The organism is Cronobacter sp. HA18006 (assembly GCF_011605445.1).
GTDB classification, from domain to species: Bacteria; Pseudomonadota; Gammaproteobacteria; order Enterobacterales; family Enterobacteriaceae; genus Cronobacter; species Cronobacter sakazakii.
Genome location: NZ_JAANQB010000011.1, coordinates 855,194 through 876,434 on the forward strand (window position 1 = coordinate 855,194; position 21,241 = coordinate 876,434).

20 protein-coding genes and 1 pseudogene are annotated in these 21,241 nt (G+C 57.0%); 7 read left to right on the plus strand and 14 right to left on the minus strand.

Translation table 11 applies throughout. The features are described 5' to 3' along the window. Positions 1 to 13: 13 nt before the first annotated feature. The 3 genes and pseudogenes from G9X48_RS05805 to tehB all read right to left on the minus strand — a co-directional run bounded on the left by G9X48_RS05805 (position 14) and on the right by tehB (position 2,473). Complete coding sequence (locus G9X48_RS05805; RefSeq protein WP_080865603.1) at positions 14 to 1,264, minus strand: tyrosine-type recombinase/integrase; 1,251 nt, start codon at positions 1,262 to 1,264, stop codon at positions 14 to 16. Positions 1,265 to 1,456: 192 nt separating this feature from the next. Further along, a pseudogene (locus G9X48_RS05810) lies at positions 1,457 to 1,663 on the minus strand (DUF3313 family protein); the annotation flags it as partial. A gap of 216 nt (positions 1,664 to 1,879) precedes the next feature. Next, on the minus strand, positions 1,880 to 2,473 hold the full coding sequence (gene tehB / locus G9X48_RS05815; protein WP_097640641.1) for a tellurite resistance methyltransferase TehB: 594 nt from the start codon (positions 2,471 to 2,473) through the stop codon (positions 1,880 to 1,882). 147 nt (positions 2,474 to 2,620) lie between these two features. On the opposite strand from tehB, the gene ydcK reads away from it, so the two are divergent. Then, positions 2,621 to 3,601 (plus strand): YdcK family protein, encoded by a 981-nt coding sequence (gene ydcK, locus G9X48_RS05820; RefSeq protein ID WP_097640642.1) that lies wholly within the window; start codon positions 2,621 to 2,623, stop codon positions 3,599 to 3,601. Here the strand turns inward: ydcK and rimL are convergent. The 4 genes from rimL to G9X48_RS05840 form a co-directional block, all read right to left on the minus strand. Next, positions 3,598 to 4,158 carry a 50S ribosomal protein L7/L12-serine acetyltransferase gene (gene rimL, locus G9X48_RS05825; RefSeq protein ID WP_097640643.1) on the minus strand — a complete coding sequence of 187 codons (561 nt, stop codon included), beginning with the start codon at positions 4,156 to 4,158 and terminating at the stop codon, positions 3,598 to 3,600. The genes ydcK and rimL overlap by 4 nt on opposite strands. Before the next feature lie 153 nt (positions 4,159 to 4,311). Next, the gene (locus G9X48_RS05830) at positions 4,312 to 5,967 is read right to left on the minus strand and encodes a glucan biosynthesis protein (protein ID WP_038880363.1); all 1,656 of its coding nucleotides are present in this window, start codon (positions 5,965 to 5,967) and stop codon (positions 4,312 to 4,314) included. A 562-nt stretch (positions 5,968 to 6,529) separates the two neighbouring features. Beyond that, positions 6,530 to 8,041 (minus strand): carboxylesterase/lipase family protein, encoded by a 1,512-nt coding sequence (locus tag G9X48_RS05835; protein ID WP_097640644.1) that lies wholly within the window; start codon positions 8,039 to 8,041, stop codon positions 6,530 to 6,532. Positions 8,042 to 8,085: 44 nt separating this feature from the next. Further along, on the minus strand, positions 8,086 to 9,429 hold the full coding sequence (locus G9X48_RS05840; protein ID WP_097640645.1) for a VOC family protein: 1,344 nt from the start codon (positions 9,427 to 9,429) through the stop codon (positions 8,086 to 8,088). 15 nt (positions 9,430 to 9,444) lie between these two features. Between G9X48_RS05840 and G9X48_RS05845 the strand changes: the two genes are divergently transcribed. The 3 genes from G9X48_RS05845 to G9X48_RS05855 all read left to right on the plus strand — a co-directional run bounded on the left by G9X48_RS05845 (position 9,445) and on the right by G9X48_RS05855 (position 11,893). Then, entirely contained in the window at positions 9,445 to 9,774 is a 330-nt protein-coding gene (locus G9X48_RS05845; protein WP_074459829.1) for a hypothetical protein, read from the plus strand. 8 nt (positions 9,775 to 9,782) lie between these two features. Further along, positions 9,783 to 10,712 (plus strand): LysR substrate-binding domain-containing protein, encoded by a 930-nt coding sequence (locus tag G9X48_RS05850; protein WP_014728810.1) that lies wholly within the window; start codon positions 9,783 to 9,785, stop codon positions 10,710 to 10,712. A gap of 113 nt (positions 10,713 to 10,825) precedes the next feature. After that, a complete protein-coding gene (locus G9X48_RS05855; RefSeq protein WP_012124679.1) occupies positions 10,826 to 11,893 on the plus strand; it encodes an alkene reductase in 1,068 nt (355 codons plus the stop codon). Between the two features lie 122 nt (positions 11,894 to 12,015). Here G9X48_RS05855 and G9X48_RS05860 read toward each other — a convergent pair whose 3' ends face one another. From G9X48_RS05860 to G9X48_RS05875, 4 genes are all read right to left on the minus strand, one after another. Then, entirely contained in the window at positions 12,016 to 12,516 is a 501-nt protein-coding gene (locus G9X48_RS05860) for a ferritin-like domain-containing protein (RefSeq protein ID WP_004385277.1), read from the minus strand. Between the two features lie 195 nt (positions 12,517 to 12,711). Next, on the minus strand, positions 12,712 to 14,409 hold the full coding sequence (locus G9X48_RS05865) for a methyl-accepting chemotaxis protein (protein WP_080320724.1): 1,698 nt from the start codon (positions 14,407 to 14,409) through the stop codon (positions 12,712 to 12,714). 174 nt (positions 14,410 to 14,583) lie between these two features. Beyond that, positions 14,584 to 15,702 (minus strand): S-(hydroxymethyl)glutathione dehydrogenase/class III alcohol dehydrogenase, encoded by a 1,119-nt coding sequence (locus G9X48_RS05870; protein WP_007901873.1) that lies wholly within the window; start codon positions 15,700 to 15,702, stop codon positions 14,584 to 14,586. A 31-nt stretch (positions 15,703 to 15,733) separates the two neighbouring features. After that, positions 15,734 to 16,009 (minus strand): metal/formaldehyde-sensitive transcriptional repressor, encoded by a 276-nt coding sequence (locus G9X48_RS05875; RefSeq protein WP_032989469.1) that lies wholly within the window; start codon positions 16,007 to 16,009, stop codon positions 15,734 to 15,736. Positions 16,010 to 16,389: 380 nt separating this feature from the next. Between G9X48_RS05875 and G9X48_RS05880 the strand changes: the two genes are divergently transcribed. Continuing rightward, positions 16,390 to 16,872, plus strand: coding sequence for a DUF2778 domain-containing protein (locus G9X48_RS05880; RefSeq protein WP_097640646.1), 483 nt, complete (start codon positions 16,390 to 16,392; stop codon positions 16,870 to 16,872). Between the two features lie 356 nt (positions 16,873 to 17,228). On the opposite strand, the gene G9X48_RS05885 is transcribed toward G9X48_RS05880, so the two are convergent. Beyond that, entirely contained in the window at positions 17,229 to 17,453 is a 225-nt protein-coding gene (locus G9X48_RS05885; RefSeq protein ID WP_029039387.1) for a DUF2188 domain-containing protein, read from the minus strand. Positions 17,454 to 17,804: 351 nt separating this feature from the next. Between G9X48_RS05885 and G9X48_RS05890 the strand changes: the two genes are divergently transcribed. Beyond that, positions 17,805 to 18,164: a hypothetical protein gene (locus tag G9X48_RS05890; RefSeq protein WP_097570611.1), complete on the plus strand. Its 360-nt coding sequence runs from the start codon at positions 17,805 to 17,807 to the stop codon at positions 18,162 to 18,164. Positions 18,165 to 18,185: 21 nt separating this feature from the next. On the opposite strand, the gene G9X48_RS05895 is transcribed toward G9X48_RS05890, so the two are convergent. Both G9X48_RS05895 and cybB read right to left on the minus strand, forming a co-directional pair. Continuing rightward, positions 18,186 to 19,511 (minus strand): MFS transporter, encoded by a 1,326-nt coding sequence (locus tag G9X48_RS05895; protein ID WP_097640647.1) that lies wholly within the window; start codon positions 19,509 to 19,511, stop codon positions 18,186 to 18,188. Between the two features lie 163 nt (positions 19,512 to 19,674). Next, the gene (gene cybB / locus G9X48_RS05900) at positions 19,675 to 20,205 is read right to left on the minus strand and encodes a cytochrome b561 (RefSeq protein WP_097570636.1); all 531 of its coding nucleotides are present in this window, start codon (positions 20,203 to 20,205) and stop codon (positions 19,675 to 19,677) included. A gap of 100 nt (positions 20,206 to 20,305) precedes the next feature. Between cybB and G9X48_RS05905 the strand changes: the two genes are divergently transcribed. Then, positions 20,306 to 21,226 (plus strand): alpha/beta hydrolase, encoded by a 921-nt coding sequence (locus G9X48_RS05905; RefSeq protein WP_054624794.1) that lies wholly within the window; start codon positions 20,306 to 20,308, stop codon positions 21,224 to 21,226. Positions 21,227 to 21,241: the final 15 nt, after the last annotated feature.

Sequence of the window (21,241 nt, forward strand, 5' to 3'; positions counted from 1 at the left end):
CCGCTACGGCGGGTTACTTTTCCTCCATCCATTTTTCGAACTTTGCCGGAGAAAAAGGCACCAGGTCGTAATGATCTCCGGCTTTCCAGTTATCCAGCATATCGGCCCACTGCTGCAACATATACTCTCGCTGGCGTGCATACTCCGCTTTGTTGTAAACCGCCCTCACCCCGCGCTGTTCATGCGCCAGTGCTTTCTCTATCCAGTCTGAGGGGTATCCAGCTTCGTGAAGCAACGTGCTGCCAGTACGGCGCAGATCGTGAATGGTGAAGTGAGATATCTTCTCGCCCGCTTTCGCAGCACGTTCGATGATATTTGGAAGCATGATGTTCAGCGCTGCGTTTGATAGCGGTCTGTCCAAGCGGTAACGGCCAGGCAGCAACAATTCGCTTCCGCAGCTATGGATCTTCATCTCTTTCATCAGTGAAATAGCCTGGCGGGAAAGATAAATCACGTGCGGTCGTGAACCCTTCATGCGCTGTGCCGGTATTGTCCATATCCTGCCATCAAGATTGACCTCATCCCAGTGCGCCAGCAATGCCTCACTTTTGCGCACCAGCGTTAAAGCAATTAGGCGAACAGCCTGCTTCATAGTTGCCATTGCCGTGGTGCCTTCAAGGGCGCGCAGAAAAATCCCCATTTCTTCCGGAGATAAACTGCGCTCACGGGGCCTGAATGTCGCCAGCGTTTTTGGTTTGATGCCCTGTGCCGGATTAACAAATTGGTGTCCACGATCGTTTGCAAATCGGTATACGCTGTTCACCATTTCCAGAGCTTGTATCGCTGTGGCGTTACCTCCGCGCTCCAGAATGCGGTCGCACATTGACCTAACCATTGACGGCGTTATTTCTGCCATTACCTTCCGACCAAGCGCTGGAAGAATATCGCGCCGGATGATTGCCTCCTTCATCGCCCTGGTGCTTTCTGCCAGCGTCACATGCTGCATATATTTTTCGATGAACGAGGAAAAGGTTTCAGCGTCTTTGACTAATCGCTTTCCTTCTCTCTTTTGCGAAGCCGGGGATATACCGGCATTAACCAGCTTCTTTGCCGCAATAAGCTCGTCTCGCGCCTGAGCCAGTGTAATTCCGTCGGCACCGTATTTACCAATCGTGAGTGTTTCACGGCGGCCATTAATCCGGTAATCGTAACGGAAGGAGATAACACCTGTTTTGGTAACGGCAACGTAGAGACCATCGCGATCAGCAACTTTGTAAAGAGTATCGCGAGGTTTGAGGTTTTTCAGTTTGGTATCTGTGAGCACGGTATCCCTGCCATGATGACGGTATCGGAAACACTCAGAGGGTATACCCTAAAGGTAATACCGGCAACAATACCGTCAGAAAAGGCTGGATAGCATAAATAGATATTGGGTCGTAATGAGAGCTTAATGCAGGTGGGACAAGGGGTTTAGGTGAAGGAGTTAATAGAGGTTGTTAGACTATGAAAGGCAGTTAACCATCGAGTCGTAATTATTCAGGTTAAAGCCCGGCGCGACCCAGCGCATCACCGGTTTGCCGGTGGCTGACGTGTTTTTTTCAAGGCCCGAATAGTCTTTCAGGAAGCCGGAGTATTGCTCAGGTTTGGTGGTGCTGGAGGAACAACCGGCAAGCAGCAATAGCGCCGCCACGCCGGAAGCTTTAAATACCGATGTGCTGTGCATAGAACGTTACCTGTGAGTGGATGAGCACTGAATTTATAGCAAACGGCTGTGCGAAAAGAGTAATAAAAACGGCAGGATAAGAGAAAAAAGCGATCCGGGACGTAAAATAGGATTAGAACAATAAATAAAATTGATACTAACAATAAAAATATATAAAAATCTTTATTTCATTAATACGGAACCGCGCTACCGGCGGTTCCGTAAAAAAACCTCACATTAACGTTTTTTCGCGAGCATCGTCGCAAAACGTAAGCGAATGCGGTTGCCGCTGGCGTCGGTTTTATGAAGCTGGCCGACATCTTCATTGTATTTAATTAACTCCCAGCCTTCGTAATAACGGCGCAGTTCCCCTTCGCGAAACGCGAACGGGAAACCGACGGTGCACGGATAATCGTCAGTATCCATCGCCGCAACAATCAGGTTATAACCGCCCGGCGCGGTACAGCGCTGCATATTATCGATAAGCCCGGGAATGGTGTCGCGCTCAAGAAACATCATCACCACGGTGGAGAGAATAAAGTCATACTCCCCGTCAAAACGCAGCGTATTTAAATCTTTCACCGCGATATGCAGATTATTAAGCCCTTCCGCCGCCGCGATGCACTCAAGGTTAGCGATACTCGCCGGGTTTTTATCCCACGCGGTGACGTCAAACCCACGGGCGGCGAGAAAGAGGCTGTTGCGCCCGTTGCCGCAGCCGAGATCCAGCGCGCGGCCCGGTTTGACATAATTCACGGCGTTTACGACGTCAGAGTGTGTGGCCGTCAGGCCATATTTTTCAGTGAAATAGTTTTCATCACGAACGATCATGGGGGTTCCTTAAACGCTTTCTGCCGGCGATGCGGCAAAGATATATTCTGCATGCATTTTATAAAACTTCCCCGGTAAACGCTATCGCCTTCCCGGCGCGTAAAAATTTGCTACGGTTAATGGGGAGTCTCTGGCAAGGAAATTCTGATGAATAAATATCAGCTCAGCGAAGCCACGCGCGTCTTTCGCTATACCCGCCACGGCGAGCCCTGCACCGTCACGCTGCGCCAGCTTATCGCGCTGTGCGATTTCGCCGATGTCAGCGCCGGAGCGCCCGGCGGCTGGGTGGAGAGCGAGGAGAACCTCAGCCAGCAGGGCTCTTGCTGGGTCTATGACCACAACAGCGTGGTGTTTGCGGGCGCGAAAATTCGCGGCAATGCGCGCTTAAGCCAGACCTGCGTTGTTCATCATGACGCGGTCATTGGCGACGATGCCTGGATTGACGCCGCCGAAATCAGCGACGGCGCGCACGTCAGCGGCCGCGCGATGGTGCAGTGCTCGGTGGTGCGCGGCGAGTGTCATATTTTCGGTGACGCGCGGGTGATGCAAAACAGTCTGGTGGTCGGTGCGAAAGGCTTAACGGCAGACAGCGACAGCGCGCTACATATTTACGGCAACGCCACCGTCAGCGCCTCGCGGGTGGTGCATCAGGCCCAGATTTACGGCCACGCGCTGGTGACGCACGCGTTTATCGAGCATCGCGCGCAGGTGTTTGAAAACGCGATCCTCGAAGGCAACGATGAGAACGACGTCTGGGTCTGCGACTGCGCGAAAATCCACGGCAACGCCCGGCTGGTGGCGGGCACGGAGGAGAACGCCTCGCCAACGGTGCGCTACAGCTCAGAAGTGTCAGGCCACGCGGTGATTGAAGGCAACTGCCTGCTGGGGCATCACGTGCGGGTCGATGAACACGCGGTCATCACGGGCGGCCCGGTGCGGCTCGATAATCACGTGACCATCACCGGACGCGCGCGTATCCGCGGCGACGTTATCGTCGAAGACAGCGTGACGGTAAACGATGATGTCACGATCGACGCGCCGCCCGGCGAAAGCATTCGGCTGTGCGGCTTTAAAACGCTTCACGGCAACGAACATATTCAGCGCACGCCGCTGCCGGGGCTCGTTTAAGCGTCCGCGTCAATAATACGCGCGTAGATATGCTGATCGTGAAACTGGCCGTTCAGGTACTCGGCCTCTTTTAAACGCCCTTCCAGCGTAAAGCCGTTACGCTGCGCCACGCGGCTGCTCGCCGCGTTGGTGACGATACATTTAATGACAAACCGTCGTACTTCGCCCGTTTGCGCGTAATGCGCCATCATCGTTTGCAGCGCGCCAGAAATAATCCCCCGCCCCTGATGCTGCTCATCCAGCCAGTAGCCGATATAGGCTGTTTTGTTGGTCGGCTCTATCTGGTTAAACGACAGCACGCCCACCATCTCGCCATCCAGCAAAATCATAAACATTTTCGCGTAGCCGCGCTGGTGCAGCATGGCGTTGCTCTGAATGGTCTGGCGCGTGTCTTCGATTTTAGTGACGTACTGCGGCCAGTTCATCGCTTTTTGCAGCCAGGCTTTATTGCGCTGTACCAGTGCGAACAGCGGCTCTGCGAACCGTTCATGAACGGCATGCAGCGCAAGATGTTCGTTAACGATAAGTATCTCGTCCTGAGAGGCGGCATTTGGCAAGGGAATCTCCTTCTGATGAGTAAACCTCTACAGTTATCATAGCGGGCGATGTAAAAACACTGCCTGAATCGGCGGCCTTAACCGATTTTCCGTGGTTTCCTGCGCCTGAGCGCAAAAAAAAGCCCCGTCGAAACGGGGCTTGTGGAGAGCAGCTTAGCGCATCTGCCGGTCATCGACATATTTGCGTTTATCCGGCGCGGGCGGGAAATATTGCCACAGCCAGGTCTCGCTGATGGCCTCGCCCTGGCAGCGCAGGAACATGCGCATTTCCACCGGATCGACGGAGTCCGACGTCGGGTACCAGTCGAACTGAATGCGGTAGCCGTCAAACGGCTCGACGTAGAGGATCTCCACCTGTTTCGCCTCGCCGCTGGAGAGCGTAATCACAGGCTCGATGCCGCGCGGCGCGGCGCCTTTGAGATCGCCGCCCACAAAATCCACGGCGACGCGGCGCGACCACTGCGTCGGGAAGTTTTCGCCCGGCGCCCAGCCTTCCGGGAAGCTGCCCATCCCGGTGCGGGTGGCGTAAACGCGCGCCAGCGGCGTGCGTACCGGCGCATCGCCGCTCCAGTAGAGGCGATACTGGAAGTTAAGCTTATCCCCGGCGCGGATCGGTTTTTCCGGCTGCCAGAAGCAAACAATGTTATCGAGCGTTTCGCCGGTGGTCGGGATTTCCATCAGCGCAACGGTGCCTTTGCCCCAGCGGTTGCGCGGCTCCACCCACAGGCTCGGGCGCTTGTTATACCAGCCCATCACATCCTGATAGCTCTCGAATTTATGATCGGTCTGCAACAGGCCAAACCCTTTCGGGTTTTCATCCGCGAAGGCGTTGAATTGCAGGCGTTGCGGGTTATTGAGCGGGCGGCACACCCACTCGCCGTTGCCGCGCCACATCGCCAGGCGGTCGGAGTCGTGGATTTGCGGGTGAATGGTGTCGCACATGCGGCGCTCATTGGTGCCGCAGCTGAACATACTTGTCATCGGCGCGATGCCGAGCTGTTTGATGTCTTTGCGCGCGAACAGGAAGTTTTCCACTTCCATAATCACCTGGCTTGATTCGCAGTGGATGATGAACTTATACGCGCCGGTCACGCTCGGGCTGTCCAGCAGCGCATAGGCGACAAACGTAGTGTCCTGCGCTTTCGGCGTTTCAAACCAGAAGGCGGTGAAATCCGGGAACTCTTCCGGCGTGTCGGTAAAGGTATCGACCGCCAGCCCACGCGCCGACAGCCCGTACTGGAAGGTGCTGTCTACCGCGCGGAAATAGCTCGCGCCGAGGAAGGAGACGATATCGCGACGCGCCAGCTCCGGCGCTTTAAACGCGCGAAAACCAGCGAAGCCGAGATCGGTCTGCCCTTCCAGCTGGCGGGTATCGACGCCCGCGTCGTGGTAGTTAAAGAGTTCTGGGCGGAAATGCACTTCGCGGGCCTGCCGGGTCGCCGGATCGAGCGAGAACATCCGCACCCGGCGGCGAAAGCCCATGCCGACGTGGAAGAACTGCACGTCAAGCTGGCGGCCCTCGATGTTATTCCACAGCGAATGCCCGGCGTCATACTGAATACTGTTATAGGCCTGTGGGGTGAGCTTTGCGAGCGTGTCGGGCAGCGGTCGCGGCGCGCCGCCCCACGGTTTTTGCGCAAGCTCAGAGGCCATAGCCTGTAACACGCTGAAATCAAAGGCGCGCGTCTGGCCGTCCGCGATATCGGACTCCTGCGCCCAGGCGTTGCGGGAGAAAAGCGTGGCGAGACCTGGAGTGCCGCATGCCGCGGCGAGGGCCAACGAGGCCTTGATAAAACGTCTGCGGTTCATGCCTGAAAACCGTCCTTTTTTGTCGAGGTATTTCGCGAGGCTGAAGCCTGGCGGCGGCAAATGTTACAAGCAATATGACCGCTCACTCTAGACAAAATTCAGGATGAAGCCAACAGGCCGCTGAAAAATTAAATAATTTCTTATTTTTCAGCTTAATAGATGCATAAAGCTGGGTAAATTTATGTCAGGCGCGACGGTACGGGCAGCCGTAAAATCAACGGGTTATTTTATGCGCACCCGCTAAAGCCATGCGGCGCGGCGGGTTTCGGAGGGATTCGCGGGAACCATCACAAAAAACGATGACCCGCCATCTTGCCAGCCGCACCGGGACAGGATAGTTTCTGCCACGCAGAGACTGGCGGCGTCGCGCCGTTCAGGCCCCTGTATATGCCTATAATATTCCTCCCTGTGGGAGGGGCCGACACCAGCACGATACAAAACCGTCGGCCAACACCATAATTTTAATGATGATAGCTCACGGTGGCCCGGCTTCGCCGGGTTCTCTTTCGGGAAACACCACTATGGCCCCACGCCCCCGCGCGGGGTTTTGCTTTTTAAGCCCTTAATCCAGCGTTACGTGGTAGCGCATCACCCGCTTAAAGAGCGCGAGACGCGCGCGCATAAAGCGGTTTTCCAGCCGCCACCCCGCCTTTTTATCAAGCCCGATACGCAGCAGGCGGTCGCGACCGCGCACGCAGGCGAGCCAGCGCACCGGGCCGTCAAGCGCCTGGCTTTGCGCGCTGGCGTGTTTTGCAAAGCTGACCCAGTAATCCGCCACTTGTCCTGCGAAAGCGCGATCCGCCGCCGTGGCGTAGTTTTTAAGCGGCTCTACCTGGTCCAGATTATCAAACACATACGGCACTTCATTGCCGTGCCACGCGCCGTTGGCGAACGTCTCGCGCTCGCCTTCGGCCACATAATCAAACCAGTAGCGCCAGCACGGCACGCCGCGTCGGCTCTGCGCCTGCATCACCACAAAGCCGAGCGTGGTAAACGCCATATCGCGACAGACCTGTCGCCCCAGCTCGCGGTCGCCGCGTACGCCCGGGTACAGCAGCCGGATAAGCCCGAGCCCGAAACGCCGCTCGCGGCGCAGCTTGCGGATCTGTTCTTCCAGATTGACGCCGAAATAGGCCAGCACGCTGGCTTCATCGCTGTTGCTGCCAACCATCACCGGCATCGGATGCTGGCGCGCCGCGAAGAAGGTCTCCAGCATCGGCTCCGGCAGTACGATATCGCCCGCAATCGGCGCAGGCCCGGTGACATACGGCGCGGTGAGCGGCCAGAAGGCATCGGCGGGCAGCGCGCGCAAATCGGCGGCTGTGGGGTTATCAAGCCCGAGATGGCGGCTGAGCGCCGCGCCATTAATGAGCGCTTTACGGCGCGGGATATCCGGCAGCGTATAGCCGCTCTGAATGATCGCTTTATGGAACAGCCCTTTCGCAAGCGGTGAGGCCATCAGTGACAGCACGCTGCGCGCACCCGCGGATTCCCCGAATAGCGTGACGTTGTCACGGTCTCCGCCAAAAGCAGCGATGTTATCCTGCACCCAGCGCAGCGCGGCGATTTGATCGAGCAGCGCAAAGTTATAAACCGGCCCGGCAGGATCGTCGCCTTCGAGCGCCGGATGGGCGAAAAACCCCAGATGCCCGAGTCGGTAATTAATCGTTACCAGCACCACGCCGCGACGCGCCAGCGCCTGGCCGTCATACGGCGGCAGACTGCCCGCGCCGAGCGTAAATCCGCCGCCGTGCAGCCAGACCATCACCGGCAGCGGCGTCTCGCGCGCCACCGGTGCCCAGACGTTGAGATAGAGACAATCTTCGCTGAACGCGCCCGGATCGCCTCCGGCAAGCTCGCGGCAAAACCCGGCGTTCTGCCAGCTGGCGGCGGAAAAGGCGGTCGCGTCGCGCACGTCCTGCCAGGCGGTTAGCGGCTGCGGCGCGCGCCAGCGGCGTTCACCCACCGGCGGCGCGGCATACGGAATGCCCCGCCACACGGCCATATCATTTTCAGTAAGCCCACGCACGTCGCCGTGCGTGGTGGTGACAATCGGCATATCCAGGTTGCGCATTACGGCTTCCTTTTTTTAACGGCAATCCTGGGAGCGTAGCCGTTTCAGAGCAGACCGCAACGTCGTTTGCTGCGATCTTCCGCCTCCTGATAGAGCGCAAACTCATCCAGCACCGGGCAGCCGAGCGCCGCTTCAAAGGTGTCGCGGCTGGCGTTACCGTGGCGGCGCGCCCGCGCATCCTCGCCGAGATTAGACTGGAAAATCCCCGCCGCGCTGACCGGCAGAAAATCTTCATAGATAATCGGCTGCGCCACCAGCCAGCCGCGCTCGATGAGCGTCTGCGGATCGTCGCCGGGGCGAATGGCGTGACGGTGCGTTTCGCCCACCGGCGTCAGGCGGTAGCGGAAATAGGCCAGCCCCTGGCGGCGCAGCAGCGTGTCGCTGTCCGGGAAGCGGCTGAACGCCTCCTGCAAATGTAACTGATGCGTGAGGTTATCCTTCCCGCTGCCCACCGCCGCCAGCAGTTCGTCATAAAGCGCGCGGCCTTTGGGCGTCAGCGCCATACCGCGCTGTTCGATCTCACCAAAGCGCGCGGTGTGCGTGCCGGGGCTGTCGCCGCCAAAGCGAATCGGCTCTTCCAGCGCTTTAAAGCTGGTCTGGCGCAGCAGAATAGGAAATTCGCGGCGCGGCGGGCCTTCAATCACGGCTTTCGGCGCAATGCCATACTCCGGCATCAGCGCCTGCACGCGGTCGATATCCAGCGTGCGTGGCGTCAGGTGGTTGATGTGGCAGCCACGAAAGCAGACCACATCGGCAATTAACCGGTGTTCATCATGAAGCGCCTGATAGGTGGCGGCGTCCACCGTTGCATGGCTGTGCCAGCGGAACGTTTCCAGCGCCTCGCGCACAAACTCCTGCGCCTGGTCGGCGTTAAACGCGCCCTGCTCGTCGTAAATGTTCAGCAGCTCATAGCAGCGGCGCGTAAAGATATCGCGCCGGGCGAGCACGGCGGCGGCGCGCTTACGCAGCTTTTCATCTTCGATAAGCTCAAGGCGCAGCAGCGAGGTGAAAATACGAAACGGATTTCGCGCCAGCGCCACGTCATCCACCGGGCGAAACGCCGTGGAGTGCACCGGCACGCCCGCCTGAGAGAGATCGTAATAGCTGACCGGGTACATCCCCATAATGGCGAAAATGCGTCGAAGCGTCGCCAGCTCCTCAGCGGTGCCGACGCGAATCGCGCCGTGGCGCTCGACGTTCAGCCGCGCCAGCTCATCAGCGTTGGCGAGCTGCTCATGCAGCTGCGGGTGGCTTTCCAGTACCGCCAGATTCACGTCGGCCACCAGTTCCAGCAGCGTGCCGTACTGCGGTACTTCTTGCTGATACATGGCCGACATGGCCTGCGAAAAATGTTCCCGAATCTCATCTGCCGTGATGCTGTTCGCCATGGTGTCGTGCCTCCAGTGAATATTGCTGAGATTGTAGAGAATCGCGGCAGTTTCAGCGGTGAAGAATTCACAATTTGTGATCCAAAACGTAACAAGGCATCCGCCGCTGCACGCCAGGCAAAACGCGCGACAAAACAAACGGGAACGGCGGTTTTAACCCGTCCGCCTTGCGCCGTCTGGTTTACCGACAGTCATATGAAAATCCTCTGGCGATCCGCACGTTACGGTTTGCGCTTTTCACCGGACGATGATGTTGCATATTTATCTGTTTTGTTAATATTATTTTGCTATCAAGTTATCAAAATTAAACAACTTACCTTGTCACGGCTCCCGCTCTGTTTTTAACATCAGCTATGGAAAAAAACGGTTTGTTCTCCCAGCGCATTCGCTTGCGCCACTTGCACACTTTCGTCGCCGTCGCTCAGCAGGGAACCCTCGGGCGTGCGGCTGAAACCCTTAATCTTAGCCAGCCAGCGCTATCAAAAACACTCAACGAGCTGGAGCAACTCACCGGCGCGCGGCTGTTTGAACGTGGACGCCTCGGCGCGCAGCTGACGCTGCCCGGCGAGCAGTTTCTGACGCATGCGCTGAAAATCCTCGATGCTCTCAATCACGCCGGCCAGGCGCTCAACCGCAAGCCGGACGAAGGCTGCGATGTGGTGCGCGTCGGCGCGCTGCCGACCGCCGCGCTCGGCGTACTGCCTGCAGTGATTGGCCCGTTTCACAAGCAGCAGAGCGATATCACGCTGCAGGTGGCCATTATGAATAACACCATGCTGCTGGCGGGCCTGAAATCGGGCGAGCTGGATATCGGCGTGGGCCGGATGTCCGATCCGGAACTGATGAACGGGCTGAATTACGAGCTGCTGTTTATGGAATCCCTGAAGCTGGTGGTGCGCCCCGGACACCCGCTGTTACAGGATACCGTCACCCTGAGCCGCGTGATGGAGTGGCCGGTGGTGGTCTCGCCGAAAGGTACCGTGCCGCGTGACAACGCGGAAACGCTGCTGGCAAGCCAGGGCTGCCAGCTTCCCTCCACCTGTATCGAAACGCTTTCGGCGTCGCTCTCGCGCCAGCTGACCGTCGATTACAACTACGTCTGGTTTGTGCCGTCGGGCGCGGTGAAAGAAGATTTACGCCAGGGGACGCTGACGGCGCTGCCCATTGCCATTCCCGGCCCCGGCGAGCCTATCGGCATTCTGACGCGCGTCGACGCCCCGCTCTCTCAGGGCGCGCGGGCGCTGCTGTCGTCGATTCGTAAATCGATGCTCAACGGCGGCTAAACGCGCGCCGGGGAATACGTTAGCGTGAAAAGTAATAAGCCCCGAGGCTTGCCATCCGGCGCGTGATATCGTTTAAATGACAGACACGCCTTTATCCTGACGGGAGTTCTGTTATGTCAACGCTGTTAGAACCGGTAAACATCGGCGCGCTGGAATTAAAAAACCGCGTCGTGATGGCACCGCTGACGCGCATGCGCGCAGTGAATGACCGCACGCCGGGCGAAATCGTCAAAACGTATTACACACAGCGCGCCAGCGCCGGGCTTATCTTCACCGAAGCCACTTCCGTGACGCCGCAGGGCGTCGGCTACCCGAATACGCCGGGGATCTGGTCGGAAAAACAGGTCAGCGCGTGGCGTGAAATCGTCGATGCGGTACACCAGGCGGGCGGCAAAATGGTGCTGCAACTCTGGCACGTGGGCCGCGTCTCCGACCCGGTCTTTCTCAACGGTGAGAAGCCCGTCGCCCCGAGCGCTATCGCCCCGGAAGGCCACGTGACGACGGTGCGCCCGAAACGCCCTTACGACACCCCGCGCGCGCTGGAAACCCATGAAATTCCGGGCATCGTGGAAGATTTTCGCCGGGCGGCGATCAACGCCAAACGCGCAGGCTTTGACGGCGTGGAAATTCATGCGGCGAACGGCTATCTGTTCGATCAGTTCCTGCATGACGGCTCCAACCAGCGTACCGATCAATACGGCGGCAGCATTGAAAACCGCGCCCGCTTCCTGCTGGAAACGGTGGACGCGCTGCTGACCGAATGGCCCGCCGACCGCGTCGGAGTGCACCTCAACCTGATGTCTAACTCCTATTCAATGCACGATTCCAACCCGGTGGCGATGTTCGGCTACGTGCTGGAGCAACTGAACGCGCGCCGCCTGGCGTTTATCTTCTCGCGCGAGGCGCTGGATACGCCCAACCGCGTCGGCCCGCAGATCCGCCATAAATTCACCGGCGCGTGGATTGCCAACGAAGGGTTAACCAAAGAGAGCGCCGAGGCGGTGATTGCGAGCGGCGAAGCGGATGCGGCGGCGTTCGGCAAGCTCTATATCGCAAACCCCGATCTGGTGGAGCGGTTTCGCAGAAACGGGCCTTATAACCCGCTTAACGACGCGACCATCTACGCCGAAGGCGCGACCGGCTACACCGACTATCCGTTCCTCGATGACAATACGCAGTAAAAATAAACCTCTCTTCCGGGCGCTGCGGCGCCCTTTTTCTTTTCGTACCGGCATAAAAAAACCCCCGGTAAGCCGGGGGTGGAGCGTGCGCGCTTTGAGGGTAAAGCGCAGGTAAGCGGGGGTTACGCCGCTTTGGAGGCTTTCGCGTTAATCGCCGTTTCCGCGATGGTGGTCAGCTTGCCGTCGGTGGATTTCTCCTCCTCAAGCGTGGCTGCCAGCAGTTTTTTCGCGTCTTTGTAGCCCAACTGTTCTGCCAGGGTGCAGAGCGTGCCGTAGGCGGCAATTTCATAGTGCTCCACTTTCTGCGCGGCAGCGATAAGGCCTGCGTCACGCACCGGGCCCTGCTCGATTTCGTCAATCACTTCCTGGCCTTCTTCAATCAGCCCTTCCATCGCCACGCATTTGATGCGGCGCAGTTTGAGCTCAGGCACGCTTTCTACCACCTGATCGATGCGTTCAATCTGGCCCCGGGTTTCCTCGAGGTGAGCGCGGAATGCCGCGGCCAGCTTTTCATCAGAAGCCGCGCGTGCAAGCTTCGGCAGAGCGCGGGTCAGCTGTTTCTCTGCGCTATAGGTGTCTGAAAGTAAATGTACAAAAAGATCCTGAGCGGTTTTGATCTGCATCTCTTGCCTCCATAGGGTTGTCAAAAGTAAAGCCCTTTAAGCATGGACAAGGAATGCGGAAATAAGCCAGGCGGCAAACGCGAAAAGTGATACAGCATAATCCGAAAACGGTGCGCAAAAAAAAAGCCGCTCACGGGAGCGGCAAAGGTCAGGCTAAGAGTATGGCGACGGGCAGACTGCGCTGCCCTTGATAGATCAGAAGGTTTCCCAGTGCTCGCTTTGGGCGAGCGCCGCGCGCGGTACAACCGGCGCCAGCGGCTGTGCGGCAGGCGGTTGCGGCTCGTTTTTACGCGCGGCTGAGGCGCCACTTAAGCGGAACGCGCCCACGGCCTGGGTGAGACGTCCGGCCTGCTCTTCGAGCGATACTGCCGCGGCCGACGCCTCTTCCACCAGCGAGGCGTTCTGCTGCGTCACGTTGTCCATTTCGGCGATGGCCTGCGCCACCTGCTCAATGCCCTGGCGCTGTTCATCCGACGCTGCCGCGATTTCCAGCATGATGTCGGTCAGACGTTTCACCGCCTCGACGATGCCCTTCATGGTATCGCCCGCGTTGACGACTTCGCTGGAGCCGCGATCGATGAGCGCCACCGATTCGCTGATAAGCCCTTCAATCTCTTTCGCCGCCTGAGCGCTGCGGCTCGCCAGCGTGCGCACTTCGCTGGCGACGACCGCGAAGCCACGGCCCTGCTCGCCCGCACGCGCCGCTTCCACCGCGGCGTTAAGCGCGAGAATGTTGGTCTGGAAGGCGATGCTGTTAATCACCGCCGTGATTTCAGAGATTTTCTTCGAGCTGCTGGAGATATTGCCCATCGTGGTGACGACACCGGAGACAATCTGCCCGCCGGTGGTGGCTTTACCGGAGGCGTCCTGCGCCAGTTTGCTGGCGTGGTGAGCGTTATCGGCGTTCTGTTTCACGGTGGCGGTCAGTTGTTCCATGCTGGCGGCGGTCTGCTCAAGCGCGGCGGCCTGCTGCTCGGTGCGTGAAGAGAGATCGGTATTACCCGCTGAGATTTCGCTGGTGCCCTGGTAAATCGCCTGCGCGCCTTCGCGCACGGCGCTGACGGTTTTCACCAGCGATCGCTGCATCATTTGCAGATGCTGGCTCAGGCGGCCGATTTCACTGCGCCCTGTCGCCTCTTCCGGCAGCGTCAGATCGCCGCTGGCGATGGTTTCAATGCGCGTCGCCGCATGTTGCAGCGGAACGATAACCACGCGACGCAGGACCACGAAGGTGAGCAGCGACATCACCAGCGCAACAATAAACGCGGCGACCATCACCATCAGGCTGAAATGCGTGCGGCTGCTGGCGTCGCTGCGCAGTTGCTCAACGCGATCGGTGCGGCTCGCCAGCGCTTTCGCCAGCACCTGGTTGTAGTCGTCGTCAAGCTTGCGGGCGGTTTCGTTTTCATGTTCGATAATCGCTTCGAACATGCCGTTTTTGGCATATTTCAGCATCGGCGCAAGGCCGCTGATGTAGGCGTCGTAACGGGCTTTCAGCTCGCTGTCGAGCGCCGCTTCTGAATCCGCGTGCGTCTCGCGATCCATATACTGTTTAAAGCCAACGTTGGCCTGCGCTATCGCCTTTTCTGCATCGGCAATGTTGCGCTTCATCGCGTCCATCTCCGCGACACGGCTGGCCGCACCGGCGTGGATCATATTGATACGCGCCGTGCGAAGCTGGTTGGCGCTGTCCGCAAGCCCACTGCGGATCTGTATTTCCTGCGTTACGTTGTTGAGCGCGCTGTCGCCCTGCATAAGGAAGTATCCAGCCAGCCCGCCGCAAAGCGCGAACAACACCAGAATCCCTCCCAGGATGACGGAGAACAGCGGGACAAGCCGAATGTGATGCCAGAAGCTGAGCGCCCCGGCATCACGGGTTGTTGTTTTATTCATGGCCACGATTTCCCTTTGGGTAAGATGCAATATAGAGTCTTGCCTTTAGGACATCGGCAGAATGGCGTAAACGCTTACCCTTAAAAGCGATACCTGGCTCACAGATTCGAAAAGAGGGGCTAAAGCCGGGGAAAGTGAAAAGGCCAGCAGTCGCTAAACCGCTGGCAGATAAGGTTATTTGTCGCCGAAGTGGATAACGGTACGAATCGATTTGCCTTCGTGCATCAGGTCAAACGCCTCGTTGATTTTCTCAAGCGGCAGGCGGTGGGTGATGAAAGGATCGAGGCGAATCTTGCCCGCCATCGCGTCTTCCACCATGCCCGGCAGCTGGGTGCGCCCTTTCACGCCGCCGAACGCCGAACCGCGCCAGACGCGGCCTGTCACCAGCTGGAACGGACGCGTTTTGATCTCCTGACCTGCGCCCGCCACGCCGATGATAACGCTTTCACCCCAGCCTTTATGGCAGCATTCCAGCGCCGCGCGCATCACGTTGACATTGCCGATGCACTCGAAGCTGAAATCGACGCCGCCATCGGTCATCTCAACGATAACGTCCTGAATCGGCTTGTCGTAATCCTTCGGGTTAACGAAATCGGTCGCGCCCATTTCACCCGCCAGCTTAAATTTCTCCGGGTTGGTGTCGATGGCCAGAATGCGCCCGGCCTTCGCCTGTACCGCGCCCTGGATTACCGCAAGGCCAATACCGCCGAGGCCGAACACGGCAACCGTATCGCCCTCTTTCACTTTAGCGGTGTTGTGCACCGCGCCGATACCAGTGGTGACGCCGCAGCCCAGCAGGCAGACTTTATCGAGCGGTGCCTGCGGGTTTACTTTCGCCAGTGAAATCTCAGCGCAAACGGTGTATTCGCTGAAGGTGCTGGTGCCCATGTAGTGATAAACCGGCTCGCCGTTGTAAGAGAAACGGGTGGTGCCATCCGGCATCAGGCCTTTGCCCTGGGTGGCGCGCACGGCCTGGCAGAGGTTGGTTTTACCGGATTTACAGAACTTGCACTCGCCGCACTCAGCGGTATAGAGCGGGATCACATGGTCGCCCGGCTTCAGGCTGGTGACGCCTTCGCCCACTTCCACGACCACGCCGCCGCCTTCATGACCGAGCACCGCCGGGAAGACGCCTTCCGGATCGTCGCCGGAGAGCGTGAACGCATCGGTGTGGCACACGCCGGTGTGGGTAATTTTGACCAGCACTTCGCCCTTTTTCGGCGGCGCGACGTCAATCTCAACGATTTCCAGCGGTTTGCCAGGGCCAAATGCGACTGCTGCACGTGATTTCATAATGTCCTTCCGTTGTAGTGAGTCGTCGTAGTTATTTTAGATAAGCGCGCAAAAGCTGGCCGATTTCCGCCATCCGCTGCGCGCGCTGCTCCGGTGTGGTCTCACCGCTGACCAGCTCATCTTTTAAGTGAATTTCCACCATTTCGCCCATCAGGCCGTTGGCGGCGCCGCGCACGGCGGCGATTTGCTGGAGGATATGGAGACAGGGTTCACCCGCTTCCAGTGCGCGCTCCAGCGCCTCCGCCTGCCCGCGAATGCGGCGCACGCGAGTCAGAATGCGTTTTTTATCTTCAGGAGAATGCGGCATGGTTTTCGCCTCGTAGATACTATAGGGGGGTATGGTATAGAAACGCTTCCGACTCTGCAAACGATCATTTTCAGGCGGTGCGTTTTTGCGGGAAGGGAAACGGCTTTAGATAAAATGCGTGAGCAAACAATTGAGCAAATGAATAAATACAAAAAAATACAATTCAACTTATTGATTATAAAAAACTTATAGCACAATAAATCAAAACAACACGCGCTAAAAGCGCCATTTTATTTTTTCTTCTACTTTCAGGATTTTTATGCCTTTTCAATCTTTATATGACTTAACAATCGCCGTTAATGCACCAAACATTTGTTAAAAACAACCTTACATTTAAGAGTTAAAAATTTTAGCGATAACATTCACATGGAGTGATGGTAATGGATCTACTACGGTGTACTTTCCATCTTAATGGGAAAAGTATTGGCACGCTTTCATGTCCGGGTGTCGGTTTTTTCTCAGCTTTTTCTGGTAATAGTTCTGCTACTAATAACCCAACTAAAACGGAGCTAAAAGATATTGGCCCCTTACCGTGTGGGCGTTACTACATTATTTTACGTGGTAGGGGCGGTACCTTTGCCCGATTCAGGGATGATGCAAATGCTTTTTTTACTGGCTCGGATCGCAGCACCTGGTTTGCTTTGTATCGCGACGATGGGAAAATTGATGACAGTACACTTATCAATGGTGTACTTAGGGGAATGTTCCGGCTCCATCCGATTGGTCCAAGTGGGTTAAGTAAAGGATGCATCACGCTTTATAGTCAGCAGGATTTTGATATACTTGCCAGAGCTATTCTCCGAACAAGCGGGAAATACGTAGGAAATTATTTAATAGCGCATGGCGTTATACAGGTTTACTAATGAAATATTTATTAATGATATTTACATGGTTCATTATCTTCATTGTCACGGTGAAGACCCTCTACTTTTTCATACCAGCAACACTTCAATATGCCTTTGCAGAGCATATGGGGTATTACGGCGATGAAAGCGTAATGGACTTTATCTTATATGTTTTTACCTGCACTGCTATAGTGATCAGTTCACTTATGCTTTATCTCCTGTTTCGCCTTATGAAACGCGAATAAGTTGATGATATTTTAAAACAGCAAGACCTGAGACACGCAATAGATAAATTTGCATATCAATAAAAAGCAAAATTTGGACGCATTCGTTTTTTAATGAATATAGCCGCGAGTAAAGCGGCTATTTTTACTCTATCCTTTCGATTTTTTTGGATCATCTTTCCTGTGATAAGTTCTTTCTTCCTGGATCCTGCCATCTGATGTGTGAATTTTGACTGACGCTTTTTTATCAGCCATAAAATCCTGGGTCTGTCTAATCAGATCAGCCTTAGTGCCTGCCGTCTTGCTCGGCTTCGTATTACCTTCTTTTTGTAATTTCCACTTATCACCCTCTTTTGTGATGTGATAGTTATCCATATAAAACCTCCTGCATTGTTTATAGACTTACATAGCCATAAGATTTTATTTAAAATGGAAAGTGCCGTTTGTGAAATAGATCTTGTATTTACGAGTCTAGTTTCTCTGCTGTATTTTACTTATCCTACACAGACACGATTCTTTAGCTGTGAATCTCTATGACTTGGTAAGACGAAATTAATGATAGCAAAGTTCTTTTTATCACCAGTAAATTCATCAACTATTTATCTGCCTAAAAATCATTCACCAGTTGTATATATAACCCTCAACCAAACTAACAGCATGATATATCTCAATACCAACACCTTTGCAGGATGACATAACTGCCGCCCTGTAGAGGACAGGAGTGGTATGAAAAAATTATTGTTAGTGGCTTTACTCTCGATCTTCCCCCCATCCGTTTACCCCTTCGCGTTTGACAACAGTGTGCTGATGCTGCGCTGCCCCGGCAGGGAGACCATTGAAGTGATACTGCATCGCTATGAACATACGCAGGAGGCGTGGGGCCGCGATCATTTTGAAACGGGCGGCGGACGCACGCAGCGGGGAAGTTTAGTGATTTTCCCGTTCGCGAATCTGGACAGCATGGTGTATGACCAGATGACGCAGTCTTTCGGCTTCTGGTATCAGCGTGAAGCGAGATTCGTCCACTGCCAGCTTTTGAGCCTGCGCAACGCCTGGCCGGTGGATCTCCCGGTGTTTCGGGAATAAACCCGGCCGAAGCATGGAGGTTTAGCGGCGCAGCGGCAGCCCGGCGGTTTCGCGAGCGCGCATCACGGTAATAAAGGTGATCAGCGCCGCGCCCATGACATAAAACGCGGGTGAGAAAAGATTACCGGTGGAAGCGATGAGAAACGCCGAGAACCACGGCGTGATGCCGCCGAAAAAGGCCACCGACAGGTTATAGGCGACCGACAGCCCGCCGTAGCGCACGCTGGTCGGGAACAGTTCAGCCATCGCTGCGCTGCACGCGCCGTCAAAGGCGGCGATAAACGCGCCCAGCAGCAGCATCGCGAGCACCGCGGAGAGCATATCGCCGTTCGCCATCACCATCAGCGCCGGATAGGTAAAGAGGATAAACCCGCCGCAGCCTGCAAGCATCAGGGGCCTGCGGCCATAGCGGTCGGAGAGCCAGCCCATAAACGGCACCAGGACCGCGATGCCGAACAGTCCGATGGTCGTAATGGCGTAAGCGTCGAGCTTGCTGAAGTGCATCTGCGTTATCAGGTAGCCCGGCATAAAGGTTTGCAGCATCCAGTGGCCGACCGCTTTGATAACCACAAACCCGACGCAAAAGAGCAGCGCGCCGCGGGCGCTTTTAAGCGTACTGCGCAGCGGCGTGGCCTTTGTGGTCCCTGCTTTGGCCGCCGCCTGGAATTCCGGCGTGTCTTCAAGGTGTGTTCGCAGATAAAGCCCTACCCAGCCGAGCGGCCCGGCGATCAAAAACGGAATGCGCCAGCCCCAGTCGTTCATCGCGGTTTCGCCAAGACTGGCGGTCAGTAAAAATACCAGCCCGGAGCCCGCCACAAACGCCATAAAACCGAAGTTATCGATCCAGCAGGTGAAGTACCCGCGTTTATCCACCGGGGCATATTCCGCGAGAAACGTGGTCGCGCCGGACGTCTCACCGCCCGCCGCAAAGCCCTGCACCAGGCGAGTCAGCACCAGCAGCGCGGGCGCCAGCAGGCCAATCTGATGGTACGTGGGGAGCAGCCCCATAATGAAAGTGGCACCGGAGGTGAGCAGAATGACCGTCGCCAGTACGCGCTTGCGGCCGATGCGGTCGCCAAGCGAGCCGAAATAAAGCCCGCCGAGCGGGCGCATAATAAAGCCTGCGCCAAATACCGCGAAAGACGAAAGCAGCGCCGCCGCCGGGTCGCCGGTCTGGAAAAACTGCATCCCGATAATGGCCGCCAGCGTGCCGTAAAGCCCAAAATCGAACCACTCGACAAAATGCCCCACGCCCGTCGCCAGCAGCACCTTTCGCAGTTTACGCGCCAGTTGCGCCTGTTCGTCCACTTCCACTCCTGTCGCTTCACGTTGCACTGACTGCGTCATGCTGACTCTCCCGGCTGGTGCGCTGATAGGGCGCGAGTGTTTCTATAATAGATATAGATCTATAAGCCGCCGTGACCAGACCGCCCACGTCGCACCGTTCAAAATGTGAGCTAAGCCACGCAGCCCGGCATAAAAAGCCACCCGGATCACACTTCGGCGCGCGCTAATCGCGCTTGCCCGGCATCATGCGCAGCAGCGTGTTGTCTTTCCAGAAGTAGTGATGCGCCAGCGCCGCCGCGGCATGAAGCCCTATGACAAAGTAGCTGAGATTCGCGATAAACGCGTGAATGGCGCGCAACTGCATTTCGAGATCTTCATCCGGCTCGGCGGCCACCGGCATGCTGATGCCAAACGCAAACCACGGGCTGCCGCCATAATATTTGGCAACGATCCCGAGCAGCGGCAGGCCGATAAACATCAGGTAGATGACCAGATGCACCAGATGGGAAAGCCCGATATACATCGCCCGCGGTTTCGGCACGATGGGCGGCGCGGGATATTTAATGCGCACCAGCAGGCGTGTGACCATCAACACCAGAATCGCGATGCCGCAGCTAAAGTGCGTCCAGATAAAGAGCCGCCCGACAGGAAGCGGCACCAGCCCGCGCAGCTCCATCGCCGCATAAGCCATAACCACCAGAACAAACACCAGCCAGTGAAGCGTGATTTGCAATGACGTGTATTTACTGCGCATAAGACTATCCTGATTAAACGCAACGAAAACACCAGGATAACGGCTGAAGATTAAATATTCATTAGTTTTCATGCCGCCACCGCATATTAAAGGAGAGCGTATGAATGCCCACGAGGTTCTGTTAACCCGTATGCGCGAAGCGGTCGCGCGCAGCCACGAAATATCCGTCTGGCCACAGGGCGACGCGCCGGGCGCGCGCCAGAGCCATGCCGAGTTCACCCTTGAGGAGCGCCTGACCGGCGACAGCGAGCTTGACCGTTCCGTCACCGGTGTGCGTGCGCCGCGTATTGTGGTTTATGCGCCGGAACATCCCAACGGCACCGGCATTCTGGTGACGCCCGGCGGTTCGTACCGTCGCGTGGTGCTCGACAAAGAAGGCAGCGCCCTGGCACCCGCGTTTAACGACCGCGGCTATACGCTGTTTGTGATGACCTATCGCCTGCCCGCCGACGGCCACGCCGAAGGTGCCGACGCCCCGCTCGCCGATCTCCAGCGCGCCATGCGGCTTATCCGCGCCCAGGCGTCACGCTGGCAACTCGACCCGGATAAACTCGGCGTGCTGGGCTTTTCCGCAGGCGGTCATGCTGCCGCAAGCCTCGGCACCCGCTGGAATGACGCGGTCTACGCGCCGCTGGATGAAACCGACGCGTTCAGCGCCCGCCCGGCCTTTATGGGGCTGGTCTATCCGGTGATGACGATGGAGGAACCGGTGGCGCACCCCGGCTCACGGGAGGCGCTTATCGGCACACAGCCCGATGACCGCGCCATCCACCGCTATTCGCCGGAAAAAGCGATCACCCGCGACACCCCGCCCGCGTTTTTACTGCACGCGGTGGATGACCCGGCGGTGAAAGTGGAAAACAGCCTGCTGATGTTTAACGCGCTGCACGCGCAGGGCGTGCCGGTGGAGATGCATCTTTTTGAACAGGGGCAACACGGGTTTGGCATTCGCGATGCCCTGGGGCTGCCCGCGCACCTCTGGCCAGCGCTGCTGATGAACTGGATTGAGAGCAAACTCTGACGCAGCGGGCCGCCC

Coding starts and splice junctions, on each gene's coding strand:
- tehB (WP_097640641.1), bottom strand. CDS start 2,473: ATGATCGTTCGTGATGAAAACTATTTCACTGAAAAATATGGCCTGACG.
- ydcK (WP_097640642.1), top strand. CDS start 2,621: ATGAATAAATATCAGCTCAGCGAAGCCACGCGCGTCTTTCGCTATACC.
- G9X48_RS05830 (WP_038880363.1), bottom strand. CDS start 5,967: ATGAACCGCAGACGTTTTATCAAGGCCTCGTTGGCCCTCGCCGCGGCA.
- G9X48_RS05835 (WP_097640644.1), bottom strand. CDS start 8,041: ATGCGCAACCTGGATATGCCGATTGTCACCACCACGCACGGCGACGTG.
- G9X48_RS05840 (WP_097640645.1), bottom strand. CDS start 9,429: ATGGCGAACAGCATCACGGCAGATGAGATTCGGGAACATTTTTCGCAG.
- G9X48_RS05850 (WP_014728810.1), top strand. CDS start 9,783: ATGGAAAAAAACGGTTTGTTCTCCCAGCGCATTCGCTTGCGCCACTTG.
- G9X48_RS05855 (WP_012124679.1), top strand. CDS start 10,826: ATGTCAACGCTGTTAGAACCGGTAAACATCGGCGCGCTGGAATTAAAA.
- G9X48_RS05860 (WP_004385277.1), bottom strand. CDS start 12,516: ATGCAGATCAAAACCGCTCAGGATCTTTTTGTACATTTACTTTCAGAC.
- G9X48_RS05865 (WP_080320724.1), bottom strand. CDS start 14,409: ATGAATAAAACAACAACCCGTGATGCCGGGGCGCTCAGCTTCTGGCAT.
- G9X48_RS05870 (WP_007901873.1), bottom strand. CDS start 15,702: ATGAAATCACGTGCAGCAGTCGCATTTGGCCCTGGCAAACCGCTGGAA.
- G9X48_RS05875 (WP_032989469.1), bottom strand. CDS start 16,009: ATGCCGCATTCTCCTGAAGATAAAAAACGCATTCTGACTCGCGTGCGC.
- G9X48_RS05880 (WP_097640646.1), top strand. CDS start 16,390: ATGGATCTACTACGGTGTACTTTCCATCTTAATGGGAAAAGTATTGGC.
- G9X48_RS05885 (WP_029039387.1), bottom strand. CDS start 17,453: ATGGATAACTATCACATCACAAAAGAGGGTGATAAGTGGAAATTACAA.
- G9X48_RS05890 (WP_097570611.1), top strand. CDS start 17,805: ATGAAAAAATTATTGTTAGTGGCTTTACTCTCGATCTTCCCCCCATCC.
- G9X48_RS05895 (WP_097640647.1), bottom strand. CDS start 19,511: ATGACGCAGTCAGTGCAACGTGAAGCGACAGGAGTGGAAGTGGACGAA.
- cybB (WP_097570636.1), bottom strand. CDS start 20,205: ATGCGCAGTAAATACACGTCATTGCAAATCACGCTTCACTGGCTGGTG.
- G9X48_RS05905 (WP_054624794.1), top strand. CDS start 20,306: ATGAATGCCCACGAGGTTCTGTTAACCCGTATGCGCGAAGCGGTCGCG.